The sequence below is a fragment of the Agrobacterium bohemicum genome (assembly GCF_002896715.1).
In the GTDB taxonomy this organism is placed as follows: Bacteria; Pseudomonadota; Alphaproteobacteria; order Rhizobiales; family Rhizobiaceae; genus Agrobacterium; species Agrobacterium bohemicum.
In genome coordinates this window covers 50,379-67,358 of the sequence record NZ_PGEL01000028.1, presented here as the reverse complement: position 1 = coordinate 67,358, position 16,980 = coordinate 50,379, and the positions used below count along the sequence as shown (strand labels likewise).

16 protein-coding genes, 1 tRNA gene and 2 pseudogenes are annotated in these 16,980 nt (G+C 55.0%); 11 read left to right on the top strand and 8 right to left on the bottom strand.

Annotation, left to right across the window (positions count from 1 at the left end; all coding sequences use genetic code 11):
- Positions 1 to 2,460 precede the first annotated feature (2,460 nt).
- The 3 genes and pseudogenes from CUC55_RS23695 to CUC55_RS19025 form a co-directional block, all read left to right on the top strand.
- Positions 2,461 to 2,802 (top strand): annotated as a pseudogene (locus CUC55_RS23695) (TfuA-like protein); the annotation flags it as partial.
- 482 nt (positions 2,803 to 3,284) lie between these two features.
- Positions 3,285 to 3,536, top strand: a complete 252-nt coding sequence (locus tag CUC55_RS19030; RefSeq protein WP_067645430.1) for a ribbon-helix-helix domain-containing protein — start codon at positions 3,285 to 3,287, stop codon at positions 3,534 to 3,536.
- Positions 3,537 to 3,538: 2 nt separating this feature from the next.
- On the top strand, positions 3,539 to 3,898 hold the full coding sequence (locus CUC55_RS19025; protein WP_067645432.1) for a type II toxin-antitoxin system RelE/ParE family toxin: 360 nt from the start codon (positions 3,539 to 3,541) through the stop codon (positions 3,896 to 3,898).
- A gap of 326 nt (positions 3,899 to 4,224) precedes the next feature.
- On the opposite strand, the gene CUC55_RS23345 is transcribed toward CUC55_RS19025, so the two are convergent.
- The 3 genes from CUC55_RS23345 to CUC55_RS19010 all read right to left on the bottom strand — a co-directional run bounded on the left by CUC55_RS23345 (position 4,225) and on the right by CUC55_RS19010 (position 4,971).
- Positions 4,225 to 4,356, bottom strand: a complete 132-nt coding sequence (locus CUC55_RS23345; RefSeq protein WP_280940007.1) for a hypothetical protein — start codon at positions 4,354 to 4,356, stop codon at positions 4,225 to 4,227.
- Positions 4,357 to 4,443: 87 nt separating this feature from the next.
- A tRNA-Thr gene (locus tag CUC55_RS19015) sits at positions 4,444 to 4,519 on the bottom strand.
- A gap of 98 nt (positions 4,520 to 4,617) precedes the next feature.
- Positions 4,618 to 4,971: a nuclear transport factor 2 family protein gene (locus tag CUC55_RS19010; RefSeq protein WP_067645434.1), complete on the bottom strand. Its 354-nt coding sequence runs from the start codon at positions 4,969 to 4,971 to the stop codon at positions 4,618 to 4,620.
- 347 nt (positions 4,972 to 5,318) lie between these two features.
- Here CUC55_RS19010 and CUC55_RS19005 point away from each other — a divergent pair, with 347 nt between their 5' ends.
- Positions 5,319 to 5,921 (top strand): J domain-containing protein, encoded by a 603-nt coding sequence (locus CUC55_RS19005; protein WP_103088828.1) that lies wholly within the window; start codon positions 5,319 to 5,321, stop codon positions 5,919 to 5,921.
- Positions 5,922 to 5,931: 10 nt separating this feature from the next.
- On the opposite strand, the gene CUC55_RS19000 is transcribed toward CUC55_RS19005, so the two are convergent.
- The 4 genes and pseudogenes from CUC55_RS19000 to hemB all read right to left on the bottom strand — a co-directional run bounded on the left by CUC55_RS19000 (position 5,932) and on the right by hemB (position 9,006).
- A complete protein-coding gene (locus CUC55_RS19000; RefSeq protein WP_245417808.1) occupies positions 5,932 to 6,519 on the bottom strand; it encodes a DUF922 domain-containing Zn-dependent protease in 588 nt (195 codons plus the stop codon).
- Positions 6,520 to 6,593: 74 nt separating this feature from the next.
- Positions 6,594 to 7,343 (bottom strand): annotated as a pseudogene (locus CUC55_RS18995) (arginyltransferase); the annotation flags it as partial.
- A gap of 125 nt (positions 7,344 to 7,468) precedes the next feature.
- A complete protein-coding gene (locus CUC55_RS18990) occupies positions 7,469 to 7,927 on the bottom strand; it encodes an RDD family protein (RefSeq protein ID WP_103088826.1) in 459 nt (152 codons plus the stop codon).
- A 65-nt stretch (positions 7,928 to 7,992) separates the two neighbouring features.
- Positions 7,993 to 9,006 (bottom strand): porphobilinogen synthase, encoded by a 1,014-nt coding sequence (hemB, locus tag CUC55_RS18985; RefSeq protein ID WP_067645442.1) that lies wholly within the window; start codon positions 9,004 to 9,006, stop codon positions 7,993 to 7,995.
- A 147-nt stretch (positions 9,007 to 9,153) separates the two neighbouring features.
- Here hemB and CUC55_RS18980 point away from each other — a divergent pair, with 147 nt between their 5' ends.
- Both CUC55_RS18980 and ldtR read left to right on the top strand, forming a co-directional pair.
- Positions 9,154 to 9,591 carry a DUF6163 family protein gene (locus CUC55_RS18980; protein WP_170063924.1) on the top strand — a complete coding sequence of 146 codons (438 nt, stop codon included), beginning with the start codon at positions 9,154 to 9,156 and terminating at the stop codon, positions 9,589 to 9,591.
- A gap of 232 nt (positions 9,592 to 9,823) precedes the next feature.
- On the top strand, positions 9,824 to 10,333 hold the full coding sequence (gene ldtR, locus CUC55_RS18975) for a transcriptional regulator LdtR (RefSeq protein ID WP_173645921.1): 510 nt from the start codon (positions 9,824 to 9,826) through the stop codon (positions 10,331 to 10,333).
- Positions 10,334 to 10,516: 183 nt separating this feature from the next.
- Here the strand turns inward: ldtR and CUC55_RS18970 are convergent, their stop codons facing one another.
- Positions 10,517 to 11,239, bottom strand: a complete 723-nt coding sequence (locus CUC55_RS18970) for a hypothetical protein (protein ID WP_157940979.1) — start codon at positions 11,237 to 11,239, stop codon at positions 10,517 to 10,519.
- 455 nt (positions 11,240 to 11,694) lie between these two features.
- Here CUC55_RS18970 and CUC55_RS18965 point away from each other — a divergent pair, with 455 nt between their 5' ends.
- The 5 genes from CUC55_RS18965 (at position 11,695) to CUC55_RS18945 (ending at position 16,905) form a co-directional block, all read left to right on the top strand.
- Positions 11,695 to 13,026, top strand: coding sequence for a L,D-transpeptidase family protein (locus CUC55_RS18965; protein ID WP_103089198.1), 1,332 nt, complete (start codon positions 11,695 to 11,697; stop codon positions 13,024 to 13,026).
- Positions 13,027 to 13,217: 191 nt separating this feature from the next.
- Positions 13,218 to 14,507, top strand: coding sequence for a serine hydroxymethyltransferase (gene glyA, locus CUC55_RS18960; protein ID WP_103088824.1), 1,290 nt, complete (start codon positions 13,218 to 13,220; stop codon positions 14,505 to 14,507).
- A 14-nt stretch (positions 14,508 to 14,521) separates the two neighbouring features.
- Positions 14,522 to 15,001: a transcriptional regulator NrdR gene (gene nrdR / locus CUC55_RS18955; RefSeq protein WP_045228943.1), complete on the top strand. Its 480-nt coding sequence runs from the start codon at positions 14,522 to 14,524 to the stop codon at positions 14,999 to 15,001.
- A gap of 3 nt (positions 15,002 to 15,004) precedes the next feature.
- Positions 15,005 to 16,288 (top strand): bifunctional diaminohydroxyphosphoribosylaminopyrimidine deaminase/5-amino-6-(5-phosphoribosylamino)uracil reductase RibD, encoded by a 1,284-nt coding sequence (ribD, locus tag CUC55_RS18950; protein WP_103088823.1) that lies wholly within the window; start codon positions 15,005 to 15,007, stop codon positions 16,286 to 16,288.
- Entirely contained in the window at positions 16,288 to 16,905 is a 618-nt protein-coding gene (locus CUC55_RS18945; protein WP_103088822.1) for a riboflavin synthase, read from the top strand. Before ribD ends, CUC55_RS18945 begins: the two co-directional genes overlap by 1 nt.
- Positions 16,906 to 16,980 lie beyond the last annotated feature (75 nt).

The following is a 16,980-nucleotide window of genomic DNA, read 5'->3' as shown; positions in this document are numbered from 1 at the left end:
GGTGAAGAGCCGATTCCTCAGCGCTTCACCAAGAGCTCGATTATTATTCCATGTGACCGGCAGCGATATCACCGGCGGACTCTACCGATATGGCCACATCAATCCCCTTGATGACCGAGGCTCCGACGGTCCGCAGATCAACAACGTTTTNCAGATTTCCGTCCGTGGGGTCCGGTAGCGGAGTGACAGTTCCCGCGTCAATATCCACAACCCAAAGACCTTCGTCACCGGCAACACCGATGATAACAACTTTTGCCATTCAATAACTTCCTTCCTGTGAACGAACTAGAATCCAGCCTTCTTTAGACCTTCTCGGTAAATATCTTTTTGCCATTGTTCCTTAAAAGGAACTATGGCTAGCCATTTATCGATATCGAATTGAGGATTTGCTTCAAGAGCCCGCCGCACGAAGAAGCGCGACTTCTTTTTGTCTCCGAGCATCGCCCAGCTTGCTGCCGAGAGCCTGTCCGCCAGATCGCCGTCGACCATTCTATCAATATAGCCGAGTGCATCGTTGAATTTCCCGAGGCTATAGCTCGCCCCTGCTGCGGTCCACAAATAGGAGTCTGGACCGAGTGGATTAAGCTCCATCGCTCGTTCAAGCTTTTGCAGCGCCAGATCAGGCCGCGACAAATGATTTAGGGTGTCGGCATGGTCAGCGATGATGTCGGCATAGTGGGGACTAAGCGTTTCCGCGACTTCCAAAGTCTGCGCGCTTTCTTCCATTTCCCCCATAAGAAGCTTTGTGACGCCTAGCTCACGGTAGCCATCGGCGAAGTCGCGGCGCGCCTCGATCGCACGCGTGGCGTATTCTGCTGCCGTTTGCAGAAGATCCATATCTCCCCGGGCAGTCAGAAGCCATTCTTTCGAATAGGTTCGTGCCATTGCGCTCAAAGCGGGCGCAAAATTAGCGTCTTCCTGTAACGCGCCTTTCAGTTCTTTCCGCGAACGGCGCAGGTTCTGAAGTGTGAGGCGATTGAGGTAGTGACGGCCAATAAGATAGCGGTGATAGGCAGCGGCACTGCGCTCAAAATAGGGACGAGTGATCTGATGACTTTCGATCCGTCCTGCCACGGAGAGTGTAATTTGCCGCAAGAGGTCTCTGCGTCTGTCTATCAGNTTCAGGCTTTCGAGCTTGTAGCGCTCTGCCCACACAATCTCCGAGTTGTTTACGTAGGTAAGCTGAACGAACAGGGACAGATCGTCACTATCAACGCCGCTCAGGCGGGTGTCCAAANCATAGGTGATGTCATAGCGTTCAAAAACATCTGGCTTGTTTNCCGATGTTTTCCCGATCCGAAGCGCGGTATGAGGAGCAATGATCTCAAGGCTATTGAGGGCGCAGAACCCAATTGTAATATCCTCGATCAACGAGGATGCGACCATGGCGACCACCGGATCACGATGAACGTTCGTAGGCGGTAGCAAGGCGAGACGAGGGACGGCGCTTCTTAGTGTTTGTTCGGATTGAGAGAGAGGTTCAGGAATGGAGCTATCCCATGCGGACAACTGCTCAGACCCTTCCTTTTTTGCGACGGTTTCCGCAGGACCTCTACCGGAATTAGCACCTAGATATTCTAAGCCTCTGGAAAGTGATTGTTTCCGTTGCTCAAGGTATTTCCGAAAATACTCAACTTCTTCCTCCGCGTTGAATATCTGCACGAGGAACTTGAGTGTATCTGGATTTNCCGGTTCTGTATGGAAGATGAGGATAGCAGCATTTTTNATGATCTCCTCTTCCTTAGGTGTCGTTGCTGACTGGGAGGTTTCTTTTAAAAGCCCCTTGAGAAGAGCACTATGATAAATTTTACGCTGGATCAGCCATACGTCAAACTCGCGACTTTGGCAGTTAATCGAAGCCAGAAACGTCCGATTGAAAAGCGTAACGAGTCGCCCTAGCCAGATGAGGGGTTCCTCTAATTCCTGCTTGTGAAGCGTCAGCAGATCGGACGCCACCGTCGTCTGGCCCAGAGAAATTGCGCTGCCCGTGAAGGAAAGGAACTCTGCACCAAGTTCATCCTGCCGTGATTTGATCCTCGAGATGGTTGAGCGCAAATTGACGAGCGAAACCTCTTTATTTACATCGCCCCACAAAAACTGCGCCAATGTCGCTCGATGAGCAGAACCTTCAGGTGCTGTCAGTAGATAGGCAAGGATTAAGAGACCCTTCTCCGGAAATGGAACGGCTTCACTCTGCGGACCCAAGAGCTGCAGTTGTCCAAATGTTTGCAGGGAAAACGTCATTTAAAACCGCCTAGGTGGCATTTAATATCGATCAGTGCTGTTGTGTGTATAGGGATTTNCTCGACAACTGGAAGCGTCTTATGCATTGCAAACACTACGATAGGTTCTCGACGTTTGCATGATGCATTCGATATCGGCCGAACCCGCGTTTACCCATTCAAAGGAGAATTGCATGGGCGGCTTGCGAACAGCGGTCTGTTGTAGGACGATTCCGATGTTCCGCTATCGCATGGCTCAGTTGAGGTTGGTTTCCTTCCGCTCAGCGAACCTTTCGTCGATGTACACGCGACGATCTCGATATGCTTGCAACTCTCCGCCATCACGGTTGATGAGCATGACCGGCTATTAGCGGCTGCGAAGGCAATCTTCTTCAGGGATCGCACCTATAAGCGACTGGTGCAGTTGTCCATTTCGGACGGGACGCGGGCATCCGAGATTCTGGTGGCATTGCGCGCGAATACTGTAAATCAGAAGCTGCAAGATGCGCAGCTTCTGATCCAAGCCGTTATCGGCACACAGGATCGACGGTTCGTCCCTCGTTTCAATTGGAAGTTTTAGGCAACTAATTTTTGGAAAGCCACGTTTCCAGCCATTTCGGTAACATAAGAGATAACGCGTTGAGAAAATTGTGGGAAGGCGAAAAATGTTCACGCCTTCCATCAATGCATCCTAGGCAGAACTTCACCCGCGCGATATGCGGCGGCGGCGACAACAGAGCGCCCGTCGCCCCGGCTGATGTTTTTGACATTCAGGTGATAGATAGCCATTCACCTTGCCCNGGCACGGGCGGGGTTCAGGGGTGTCCCCTGACGCAATTGCCGTTTTCTCCAGTCCGTCCCACGGCTGGTCAGAAANCCGAGCAGAGCATCGCCACTTTCGAACAATGCGTACACATTGGGCGATGCATAGGTGCACTGTTACGCATTGATACATACAGACGGCGAATCTTCAAGATGCGTCACACGGATCAAGGTGGTGATGAATATTGACAATATATGCTACGCTACGCATAATCTCATAAATAATAAANGGGTGGGCAGATGCCGTCAGGTAGCATTCACGTTAAGGTCAGTGGTGCGCTACAAGACCACATCCAGCAGCAAATCAGCGAGGGTGGGCTGTACGAGAACGCCAGCGAATACATCCGCGCCCTTATCCGTCGTGACCTGCAAACCCGTGACGAAGCATGGGAAGCCCTGCAACGGGAACTGGCTCCAGCCATGCGAGCAGATGGCAGCGAGTTCGTAGCGGTCTCCGCAGATGATGTGATTCGTCGCAACAAGCGCAGCTGATCATGCCCGCTTATCGGTTTTATGCGCCTGCCGATGCGGCGCAGGATAAAATCTGGGATGACACCGTTAGACAATGGTGCGAAGCGCAAGCCGAGACCTATGTGCGGGGTCTACACGCACATTTGCAGCGCCTCTGTGACAACCGCCTTCTGTGGCGACGTCTGCCCCAAGGCCTTGCGGTGCCGCGTGATATCAAGCGAGAGGCTTATTTCAGCCGCTACGAGCACCATTACCTGTTCTTCCGAGCGCTTGATAATGGCGATCTCGGTGTGATGAGCATCCAGCACGAGCGCATGGATATGGCGGTGCGCTTGAGGGAAGACCTCGCCACCCTTGAGGCCAAAGACAGCCCTTCCAACTGACCCTGAAAGCGGTTACGCCTCGGCAGCCACCGCCTTCACCCTGCGCACGTTGATGGCCTTGGCATTCAGCATGTTCTTGAGATGCACGGCATAGTGCTTTTCGATCATTTCCACGCTCGTACGGCAGTTTTTGGCGATCTGGTAGATATCCGCACCTTCCAGCAGCCACAGGCAGATGTAGGTGTGGCGCAGGATGTAAGCGGAACGCCGGTTGCCTTCACGGTCAACTGTTTGGCGGCGTCGGCAAAGGTGCGTTCGAACTTAAGCTGGCCCGCGCGGCTCTTGCCGCGAAGCTCCAGATAATAGTTCTCGGCAAATTCTGTGGCCTAAGCCAGACTGTCGGTTTTGCTGCTGACGCACCACTCCCGACCTTCGAGATAAGTGGAGCATTGCCATAGCGAACTGTTGGCGCGGCGGTAGACGCGAACCTTATCACCAAGGACGGAATGTGAGGTCATTTTACCCTCTCAAACTGTGCGAGACGTGTGTGAGAGTGATGATAGCCTATGTTTGGCTGGTTTCAAGAGCTAAAGCCTTGAAAATACTGGTGCCCCCGACAAGGTTCGAACTCGTGACCCCCTGATTACAAATCAGGTGCTCTACCAACTGAGCTACAAGGGCAATCCAGTGCGTGTGGAATTAGCAGATTCTTTTCCGGTGTAAAGTGGAAATTTGATCTGCGGCTCGAAAATTTGTGATTTTTGGGTGGGCGCTGTGATTTAGCTTCGCACGTAATAGAGCTTGTGGACGATGGTCCAGTTTTTGTCGCGTTCCAGCAGGGTGAGATATTCGGAAAAACCCAGGCCGGCGACGCGGGTGGTGAGTTTGACGGAGGCGGTGTCGCCGGTTTTGTCTATTCCCAGGATTTCAAACTCCTGCTGCTGCTCCTGCAAGCCCTGATCGGCGGAGCGAATCTGGTGGATGAAATCCTCGAGCGACAGCCATTCGGTTGCGCCTTCGTAGTTACCCACGATAAACGCGCGAGGATCGAATACCTCCCGTAAAAGGCTGGCATCGGCATGGGTCATTCCCTGCACGTAATCTGAGACAGTTTGGGCAATCGTTTCGGACATCGAACTCCTCCCTCCAGAAGTGGTTTCTAAAGTACACGGCTTTTCGGAAATACACCATAACCCCTTGAAACCAGCCTATAACCCGGCGTCGGGGAGCGTTTGGAGAATTGGAAATGGATGGTTCTCCACACATTTGTAACGACCGGTCTCGTCCCTGCCATGTGCTGGACAAATTTGCGGGCGATGGCCGGTTGCGGTTGGAGACGGTGAGGCGTCGTTGTCGTTTTGCGTTCAAAACCGCGACAGAGGGGTGCCTTNCGCGCGCAAAATTTCGTATGATCCCTTAGCGGCCACTGTTCTGATTTGTGGGCAGAGCTGTTTTCGAGAATGCGGGTACAGGTGTTTCGGTGATCGATCCTTATGTTTNGCTGGGTGTGGAACGCAATGCGGATGAGGCGGCAGTCAAATCCGCTTACCGCAAGGTGGCCAAGAGCGCCCACCCTGACAGCGGCGGCGATGCCGAGCAATTTGCCAAGTTGCAATTGGCCTATGATCTGTTGAAGGACCCCGTGCGTCGCCGCGTGTTCGACGACACCGGCTATGATCCGCAACTGGCCGATGCCAAGGACCTGAAGGGTTTGCTGATGCTGGAAACGCTGGTCAACGAGTTTATTCTGGATGAGCGTGAGCCCGGCAGCTTCGATCCTGTTGCTGCCATGCGCCGCAAGCTGACGGACGATATCTTGAAAAGCCGTTTTCACATTCTGGAACTGGAACGCCACCGCGCCCGCGTGCGCAAACATATGGATCGCCTTGGCCGCAAGCCCGAAACAGATGTGCTGGGCTCCATGCTGCGGGCTCGCAGCCAGTCCATTGCCGATGCCATTCGCAATGCAGAGACGCAGATCGAAGTCATCGAGCAGGCCTATACAATGCTTGAGGGGTATTCCTACGAGCTGGAGATTGCCATTCTGGCCGAGCCGGTGCTGAAAGGCGAGGCGGCCGAGTAGTCGTTGGGACTCAAGGGCCGTTCACCAGCGCCAGGATGAGTTGATGGACAGCGCCGCCATTCGACAATTCGTCCCGATCAAAGTCGCGACCGCGCTGGCGCTGTTCGTTTGAAAGTTCGCCTAAACGCTGTTGCAGGACGACGCGGACCTTCTGGCATTTCGGATCGTTCTCGGCCCGCAGGCCGATACTGTAAGCTTCGATCTTTTNCACCATGTCGAGAATATGCTCGCCATGGACGCGCTCATGCTTTTCCACGCCTGAGATGAAGCGTTGCCAGCTGGCGGCAACATCTGGCGGCAGCTTTGCCGGTGCTTTGGGCCATGTGTAGATGATGGTCAGGTTGGGTCGCGCTGTGGCCAATACGCAGGCGCCATCCGGCTGAGGGCGGTAATCACGCCGCCAAGTCAGCTTGAACGTTGTGTGGGCAACGGCCTGGACGCCCGCCTGCGGGCCACGCTCGCCGACGGACTGGTACAGTCCAAAGCCGGTGTTGCCGCTGATGGCGTAGGTCTTGATCTGCTCGCTGGGTTTCCAGCCACCGGTCTGCGCGTTGGCGATCGGTGTCGAAAGAGCAAGAACAGTGCCGGTGAAGAGGATGCTTGTAAGAAGTTTAGGCACGCGTTTTCCTGCTTGTGATCATTNCATGTCTCCGCCTGCACAGGCTCAGATGCCTCGGGCTGGTAGAGTTCCCAACNGCGCGGGNTGAGATGCTCTTGCGGATGGTACCTGACCTTATAGCCCATCTTGTCAGAACCGTTCACCCAATAACCGAGATAGACATGTGGCAGCCCAAGCGTGCGGGTGCGGGCAACGTGATCGAGAATGAGAAAGGTGCCAAGCGATCGCTTTNCATATTCCGGATTGAAGAACGAATAGACCATGGACAGGCCGTCGCTCATCGTATCCGTCAGTGCAACGGCAATCAGCTCCCCCCGTTTGCTGGCGTCTATGCCTGCACCTGGTTCGCGCTTGCGATATTCGATGATTCGGGTGCTGACATGGGTGTCCTCGATCATTACCGCATAGTCGAGCGCCGACATATCCGACATGCCGCCGGACTGGTGGCGGCGGTCCAGATAACGGCGGAAAAGGGAAAACTGCTCGGTGGATGGCTCGGACTGATGGACGGTTGCCACCAGATCGCTGTTGATGCTCATGACGCGCCGCATGGATTTCGTCGGCGTAAACTGGTTCGCCAGAATGCGCACGGATACGCAGGCGCGGCATGTCTCGCAGGCTGGGCGGTAGGCGATGTTCTGTGAGCGTCGAAAACCACCCTGCGTGAGGAGGTCGTTCATTTCCGTCGCTCGTGGACCAACGAGGTGCGTAAAAACCTTTCGCTCCAGCTGGCCGGGCAGGTACGGACACGTCGCCGGGGCGGTCAGGTAAAATTGCGGAGAAGGCGTCGCCTGCGTGTTCATCGAACCCTGATCGCTCCCTTCGCCAGTCAACCCTTCCTGCCAGAATGGCAAAAAGACAAAAAACGTCAACTGGCTGATGTGGGACGCACGTCGAATTGAAGCCGCCAGAGACGGCTTTTAAGTATTTAGGTCGTTCTAACGATAACCGTTCCCAAGAGAAAGTCGTGAAGCAGACGCGAGCGTTCCGTAAACAGTCCTGCGAGCAGNATGAACGGTGTCAAAATCGAATTGATGATCCAGAACAGCGCGATGTGCACGGTGGATAGCACGAAATCGATTCGCTGTCCGTTTGTCCGCGCCATGGCGATGCCTGCGGCGCGCATGCCCGGTGTCGCCTGCGCCGAACTGCCCAGCGTCATGCCGAAGTAGAGAATTGCGACGATGAAGAACATGGCCGGGAACAGCACGAAGCCCAAGCCGAGCGTCAGCACGCCGAGAAAGAAGATGATGACCGCAGCCGGAATGCACAGCAGCAGCACGATCATGTAATCGATGATGAAAGCAAAGACGCGACGGCTCAGTACGCCGCTATAGGCGCGCCAGTCTTCGGTCGGGACGTAAGTCGTGTTCGGGTCGAGGCTCATCGACGGTTTCTCCTGTTCGCAAAATCATATGGTGTCGAAACCGTGCAATGCAATGATCTACCCATTCAACCCTTGGCGAGTTTTTTNGCGGCCTCGATCGCGAAGTAGGTCAAAATGCCGTCGCAACCGGCGCGTTTGAAGCACAGAAGCGTTTCCATCATCACCCGTTCGCCGTCAATCCAGCCGTTGAGGGCGGCGGCCTTTATCTGCGTATATTCGCCGGAAACCTGATAGGCGAAGGTCGGCAGACCGAACGCTTCCTTCAAACGCCAACAGATGTCGAGATAGGGCAGGCCTGGCTTGACCATCAACATATCGGCGCCTTCTTCCACATCCAGCGCCGCATCGCGCAGCGCTTCCGTGCCGTTGGCCGGGCTGATGTAATAGCTGTTCTTGTCCCCCTTCAGCAGGCCACTGGTGCAGATCGCATCGCGGTACGGGCCGTAATAGCCTGAGGAGAATTTTGTCGCATAGGACATGATGCCGACATTCTGGTGGCCGCTGGCATCCAGCCCCCGGCGAATGGCACCAATGCGGCCATCCATCATTTCAGACGGCGAAATGATATCAGAACCTGCATCGGCCTGCATGATGGCAGCCTTGACCACCTGATCCACCGTTTCGTCATTGATGATTTCATCGCCCCGCAAAATGCCGTCATGCCCATGGCTGGTGAATGGGTCCAGAGCGACATCTGTAATGATGCCGATGTTCGGCACGGCCTTCTTGATGGCTGCCGTTGCCTGATTGATAAGATTATTGGCTTCCAGAACCTGAGAGCCGGTTTCGTCACGCATATCAAGTTCGATATTGGGAAAGGTGGTAATGGCGGGAATGCCGAGATCGGCGGCTTCCTTGATGGCTTCAACCGCCCTGTCCACACTCATACGATTGACGCCGGGCATGGATGGAATGGGCTCGATAATATTCGTTCCCGGTACGATGAACACAGGCCAGATGAAATCATCCACCGTCAGCAGGTTTTCACGCACCAGCCGGCGCGTCCAATCCGCCTTGCGGTTCCGGCGCATGCGACGGTGGCCGGTAATGTGGTCCACGAGATGTGTCTTGTCGTTCATCGTTATCTGCCTTTCCAAATACGCCCTGCACATAACACAAGGAAAAGCACATGCGAATGCGGCAGATCGTTGCGGGTTTTTGACAGTCGTTGTGGGGCAGAGCAATATCCGCTAGTCGCTTCCGCAACAGGTCAGTATCTTGCCGCCATGGAACCTGATTCTCTACCACATCCGAAAATGCCGCTGAGCGAAATTCTCTACCTCATTTTCCTGAGGCTGGTGGCGCTGTCGTGCTTCTGGTTCAGCCTGCAATATTGGGCGATGTTGACCGGCTATTCGCTAAACGGGCAGGCGCGCTTCGATATGCTCAATATGCAGTGGCGCGTGGCGGGCACCAGTTTGGCGGTTGTTTTCCCCGTTGCAGCTCTTGGCTTGTGGCTTGGCGTGTCCTGGGGGNCGGTGATGTGGGTCATCGGTGCCGGAACCCAGATTGCGATGTACAGGGTGTGGCCGGATATTTACGGACACAACACCGTGGTACCGGTTATGCACGGCATCGTATCAACTGTTTATATACTATTTCAGGTCGCTTTCTGGCTAGATTCCCGCCAAAACGACGAGCGCTCAAGAATTGATTTACCATAAAATTAAAGCACTTCAGGCCCGATTTTTCTTATTTTTTCGACGTAAGTTATTGAAATATATGGTGATGATATGGAGGGTTTNGTATTTGATACAAGCTTCATCAAAAGCCGATCATGCAAGTAACCTTTCATTAATCGTGCATTTTAAGTAGAATTTTATGCGCATTGCTTAGATTTGGTCTCAAGGCGGGAAACAAACAAACACCGCCAAACAAANCAGTGAGGCAGTCATGATCAATAGCAAAGCAAAGCCACAGGCCATCGTTTCCGACGCTCAGGACGAAACCATCCGCTCTCTCTACATGGAATCGCTTCACCTGGTTGAGCGCCTCCACCGCCGCCTTCTCGATGTCATCAAGGACGAGTTTGACCGTCAGGGTCGCGATGATGTCAACGCAGTTCAGGCGCTCCTGCTTTTCAATATCGGCACTTCAGAACTAACCGCTGGCGAACTTCGTTCGCGTGGCTACTACCTCGGCTCCAACGTCTCCTACAACGTCAAGAAGCTGGTAGACCTCGGCTTCATCAACCACCAGCGCTCCCGCATCGACCGCCGCTCGGTTCGCATCAGCCTGACCGAAAAGGGTCAGGACATCGCAGAAACCGTTGCAGGCCTCTACGAGCGCCACATCGGCTCCATCGAAAAAGTCGGCGGCATCGGCACTGGCGAATTCGCCGAAATGAACAAGATGCTCCAGCGTCTGGACCGTTTCTGGAACGACAGCATCGCTTATCGCCTGTAATCGATCAGAGCATTGATATTGCTTCCGAATTAGAAAGCTCTAACTGGCGCATGATTGCGTAAAAGTGCACAGGAATTTCCGCAGTGGCGTAGGGTTGCGCGCTACTTACCCGGCAGTGGCTAAAAGGCCTCCAGCCTTAAAATTGGGCGCTCGCGGGTTCCGTCCGTGTAGCGCCCTTTTATGTCAAAACGGTATGTCGTCATCCAAATCTGATGAGAAGTTACCATTGCTCTTGGGGCCTTCGATCTGCTTTGGAGGTGGAGAAAGCTTTTTCTGCTCGGCTGGCGGAGGAAGCTGGTTTTGCTCCGGCTCCTTTTCCTTGGCGAGGCCCATGATTGATTGGATACGGCGCAAAAGCTCATTTACGGGCTTTAGAGTGCCGGTTCCCTGATCAACAACTCCGATAATTTCAAGCGACATCAGCATTGCATTGTCGAAGCGGGTTCGCACCCTGTCAACATCCGCCTCGAACAGGGCAAGCTTGGCAAAGAGCGAGTTGCGTTTGCGATCTTGTAAATCGGCTTTCGTTAGGACGTCGCGTATTTCGCGAACCAATCCGTGAATCCGCTCCTTGTCTTCATCGTTAAGCGAAACCGAGTAGACTTTTGTTACCCGAGACTTGCGGACCTTAATTTCCATAACGTAACGCTTAAGCGCGCGGTCGAAACTCGTGAAAACCGAATAGACCTCATCCCAATCGTCCGGGATACTCCAAGAGTCGAAGGCGGGAATTCCCAATCCGCGGGCTACGCCGAGCATAGTGTTCATAAAGTCAACAGCTTCGGCCCGAGTATCTTGCTCGCCACGAACCCGATCTTGATATTCCTCGTTGTGGCGCTCGTATAGTCGTACAAACGCAACTTCAGGATCGTCAGGAAGATCGTCAAACTCAGGAAAGTGATTCATCCAAACCCCCAATATGATTTGGAAGGTAGGAAATATCGTTTCGCTACACAATAGCGCTCTTGATACAGCTCAAAGTGTACGATCCTAAANGAGTACATCTCTTTAGGTAATGTTACCCTTAGTTAGCTGATCCAATACTTTTTNCTCGAAGTAATCATGCCATCAAGCAAAGCCGGATGCGGGGCGCATCCGGCTTGTTGCATTTTTGCGCGGCATCTCCTTAAAATCACAGGCTGACACAGCTTCGTGAGGCACCTTCAGGTGACACGAATTGGCCATATTGGTATGGGACCGCCACAAGCTAAGGAGCCGGCGGTTTCTCCTGTGTTCGCGTCATGCGTCATCCTAAAGTTCGCATCGAGTCAATCCTGCCGGCAGGCGCGTTTATACGTGTTTGTTAACGATGTGGTTTTAGGCATTGTTTATGATGCCTGATAATGTGGCTGGTAGGTGCAATGACAAAAAAANTCGTCCCCGATGTTCTATCTCGACGCGCCATGCTGCGCTCCGCTGTTTCGCTGGGCGCCGTGGCGCTGGCTGCACCGGCCTTTGCGCAGGATGCGTTCAACGATCTGATCGGTTCATCGCGTCGCGGTAACTGGGACGACCAGTTCGACGCGAACTCTTCGCGTGCCGCTGTCGGCGTTGCTTCCAACACGCCGGTTCTCAGCCCGGAATCACCTGCTTTCGTTCAGCAGGCGGTGATGCAGTATCAGCAGATCGTTTCGAACGGTGGCTGGCCTGCCGTTCCTGCGAGCCAGCAAAAGCTTCAGATCGGCGTGAGCGATCCTTCTGTTCAGGCTTTGCGTCAGCGCCTCATGATCTCCGGCGATTTGCCCCGTGAAGCCGGTATTTCCAGCGCATTCGATTCGTATGTCGATGGTGCTCTGAAGCGGTTCCAGGCACGCCACGGACTTCCGGCTGATGGCGTTATCGGCGAATACACGTTGAAGGCGCTGAATGTTTCTGCGCAGATTCGTCTGGGACAACTTCAGACCAACCTCGTTCGCATCAATACGATGTCGGGTGATCTCGGTCCGCGTCACGTCATGGTCAATATTCCGGCTGCTTCCATCGAGGCTGTCGAGAACAACCGCGTCGTTCTTCGCAACACTGCGGTTGTCGGTCGCGACACACGCCCGACGCACATCATCAACTCCAAGATCTACGAGATCATTCTCAACCCTTACTGGACTGCGCCGCGCTCGATCATCGAGAAGGACATCGTTCCCTTGATGCAGAAGGATCCGACCTATCTGGAGCGCAACAACATCCGTCTGCTGGATGGCCGTGGTCAGGAAGTGTCTCCAACGACGATCGACTGGAACGCGCCCAAGGCTCCGAACCTGATGTTCCGTCAGGACCCCGGCAAGAACAACGCCATGTCTTCGACCAAGATCAACTTCCACAACCCGAACAACGAGTACATGCACGACACGCCGCAGCAGGGCCTGTTCAACAAGCTGATGCGTTTTGAGTCTTCCGGCTGTGTTCGCGTGCAGAACGTTCGCGATCTGACGTCCTGGATGCTGCGTGACACGCCCGGCTGGTCGCGCCAGGAAATCGAGCGCGTTATCGCCAGCCGCGTCAACACGCCGATCAAGCTGTCGCAGGAAATTCCTGTGTATTTCGTCTACATCACAGCATGGTCGACACGCGATGGCGTCGTGCAGTTCCGCGACGACATCTACAGCAAGGATGGCAACGCCGAACTGGCACTCAACACGACCAACACCCAGGAGCAGCCGTCTGGCTCGATCGACGACGATCTTATTCCTCGCAACTGATTTAGCGATCTGATTGATATGAAAGCCGCGTTTTTCGAAGCGCGGCTTTTCTTTTGGGCGATTGGCGGGTCAATACGGCAATTATTTATGGGAAGGTCGCAGTTTGACGGGCAAATCTCGCAGGCTGTCTTGCTCTTGAAAGGGCAGGGCGTTAAGACGCCATCGCATGACTGTTTCAGGGAGCTATCATCATGACGAATACAGATGCCTTCTTTTCCCGCCCGCTTGCCGAAGCCGATCCGACAATTTTCGGTGCGATTGAGAAGGAGCTTGGTCGTCAGCGCCACGAGATCGAGCTGATCGCCTCCGAAAACATCGTTTCCCGCGCCGTGCTTGAAGCGCAGGGTTCGATCATGACCAACAAATATGCCGAGGGATATCCGGGCAAGCGCTATTATGGCGGTTGCCAGTTCGTGGATATTGCCGAAGAACTGGCCATCGAGCGCGCCAAGAAGCTGTTCGGCGTCAACTTCGCCAACGTTCAGCCGAATTCCGGAAGTCAGATGAACCAGGCTGTCTTCCTCGCGCTGCTGCAGCCGGGCGATACCTTCATGGGTCTCGACCTGAATTCCGGCGGTCACCTGACGCATGGTTCGCCTGTCAACATGTCCGGCAAATGGTTCAACGTCGTGTCTTATGGCGTCCGCGAAGGCGATAACCTTCTCGATATGGATGAAGTCGAGCGTAAGGCCAAGGAATCCAAGCCGAAGCTTATTCTGGCTGGCGGCACGGCTTACTCTCGCACCTGGGACTGGAAGCGCTTCNGCGAGATTGCCGATGAAGTCGGCGCTTACCTGATGGTCGACATGGCACATATCGCCGGTCTGGTTGCTGGTGACCAGCACCCATCGCCGTTCCCGCATTGCCACGTTGCCACGACCACCACGCACAAGTCGCTGCGCGGCCCACGCGGCGGTATGATCCTCACAAATGACGAGGATTTGGCCAAGAAGTTCAACTCGGCCGTTTTCCCCGGTCTTCAGGGTGGCCCGCTGATGCATGTCATCGCCGCAAAGGCGGTTGCCTTCGGTGAAGCGCTTGAGCCCGAGTTCAAGGACTACGCCGCGCAGGTCGTTAAGAACGCCAAGGCATTGGCCGAAACGCTGATCGAAGGCGGTCTCGACGTTGTTTCCGGTGGTACCGACAACCACCTGATGCTGGTCGATCTTCGCAAGAAGAACGCCACCGGCAAGCGCGCGGAAGCCGCACTCGGTCGCGCCTACATTACGTGTAACAAGAACGGCATTCCGTTCGACCCTGAAAAGCCATTCGTCACCTCTGGTGTGCGCCTTGGTACGCCTGCCGGTACGACACGCGGCTTCAAGGAAGCGGAATTCCGCGAAATCGGCAAGCTCATCGTCGAGACGTTGGACGGTTTGAAAGCTGCCAATTCCGATGAAGGCAATGCCAGCGTTGAAGCTGCGGTCCGTGAGAAGGTCGTTGCTTTGACGGACCGGTTCCCGATGTACCCGTACCTGTAAGATAGGATCAAGCAATGCGCTGCCCTTTTTGCGGCTCGGAAGATACGCAGGTCAAGGACTCGCGTCCGGCGGAGGACAACACGTCCATCCGCCGGCGGCGCATCTGCCCGGATTGCGGTGGTCGCTTCACGACCTATGAGCGCGTTCAATTGCGCGAGTTGATGGTCATCAAGAAGAGCGGCCGCAAGTTGCCCTTCGATCGTGAAAAGCTGGTACGGTCCTTCGAGATCGCACTGCGCAAGCGCCCTGTGGACCGTGACCGCATAGAGCGCGCGGTTTCCGGCATTGCTCGTCGTCTGGAGAGCTCTGGCGAGACGGAAATTCCATCGGAAGAAATTGGCTTGCAGGTGCTCGAAGCGCTAAAGGGTCTCGATGACGTGGCCTTCGTGCGTTACGCCTCGGTCTACCGCGATTTCAGCCATGCCGAGGATTTCGAAAACGTCATCGCCGAGATCAACGCCAAGATTGCGCGTGATACGGACGCCGGAGCGTAAGCCGTGACGACCCGTGCCGATGATGAACGGTTCATGGCGCGAGCAATCCAGATTTCCTGCCGCCATCTGGGGCTCACCGACACCAACCCCTCCGTTGGCTGTGTTCTCGTCAAGCATGGCGAGATCATCGCCGAAGCCGTGACTGCCGTCGGCGGACGCCNGCATGCGGAGCGACTGGCACTGGAGATGGCGGGAGAGGCGGCTTTAGGTGCGACGGCCTACGTTACTCTCGAGCCATGCTCACATTTCGGCAGAACACCGCCCTGCGCCATCGCGCTGGTGGATTTCGGCGTGGCCCGCGTGGTCGTTGCTGTCGATGATCCCGATGAGCGGGTTTCCGGGCGCGGTTATCAGATTTTGCGGGATGCCGGGATTGAGGTCGAAACCGGCTTGTTCCGCGCCGAGGGTGAGCGATTGATGGCCGGATATCTCACGCGAAAGCTGAAGAAGCGTCCGCATGTGATTTTGAAACTTGCTGTTTCCGGTGATGGGATGATCGGCCGGGTTGGGGAAGGGCAGGTGGCAATTACTGGTCCTGAATCGCGAAAAGCCGTGCATGAGTTGCGGGCGCGATGTGATGCTATTCTTGTCGGGATTGGTACGGCGGTGGCTGACGACCCGGAGTTGACTGTACGGATTACGGGGTTGGAGCATCGCTCGCCTGTGCGGATTGTGCTGGATCGACGGTTGGAGTTGCCGCTGGGGTCTAAACTGGTACGGACGGCTGGGGATGTGAAGACGGTGGTGGCGCGGATAGCGTCGAGCCCGCAGCTACTCCCCTCTGCCCTGCCGGGCATCTCCCCCTCAAGGGGGGAGATCGACTCGCGGTTGGCAGATCGTCCTAATTTGAAGCTCGACATTGATGCACCACCCTCAACGCATGTCACTGAGGATGAGGTGTCCGGCGAGGCTCGCGTTCTGCCGATCTCCCNACCTGTGGGGGAGATGCCCGGCAGGGCAGAGGGGGGTAGCCACACCCAAAAACGCCAACAACTCGAATCCGCCCACGTTGAAATCTTAGAAACCCCAACCCTCGCCACCCTCCTCACCATTTNAGCAGATCGAGGAATGTCGGAACTTCTGGTTGAAGGCGGTGCTCACGTCGCAACATCCTTCCTTGAAGCTGGTCTCGTAGACCGTATCCTGCTGTTCGAGAGCCCAATTATTGTCGGTGCGGATGGACTTGAAAGCCCGATTAAACGTGCCGATATCCCTGAGGAATTTACCTTTGTCAGCGAGACAGCTTACGGTGTAGATCGCTGTTTNGAATTTGAAAGGCCGCTTTGATGTTTACCGGAATTGTCACCGACGTTGGAACCGTTTCCGAACTTGAGACGCTGCCGGAAGGTGTTCGTTTGCGGGTGGCGACGAGCTACGACCCNGCGACCATCGACATCGGCGCATCGATTTCCCATGGCGGGGTGTGCCTGACGGTGACGAAGCTTCCTGACACGGGAAGCAATGAGCGCTGGTATGAGGTTGAGGCGTGGGAAGAGGCACTTCGCCTGACCACGATTGCGAGCTGGACCAAGGATACCCGCGTCAATCTGGAGCGAGCGCTGAAAATCGGCGATGAACTCGGTGGTCACATCGTATCGGGCCATGTGGATGACAAGGCGGAAATCCTATCCGTCGAATCGGAAGGTGAGGCGGTGCGTATTCGTCTTCGTGCACCCGAGCATCTGGCAAANTTCGTGGCACCCAAAGGCTCCATCGCGCTAGACGGCACATCGCTCACCGTCAACGCCGTCAACGGCAGGGATTTTGACGTCCTGCTCATCCGCCACACGTTGTCCGTCACCACATGGGGCGACCGGCAACCGGGCGATTTCGTGAATTTCGAGGTTGATACGATGGCGCGTTATGCTGCTAGACTGGCGGAGTTTCCCACACAAACGGTCTGATCTATTCGGTTCGCTTCCGTTACAGAAGTGTCGGTCATGGATGCCGGATGATCTGCCATGCGTGAAAANTGCTTG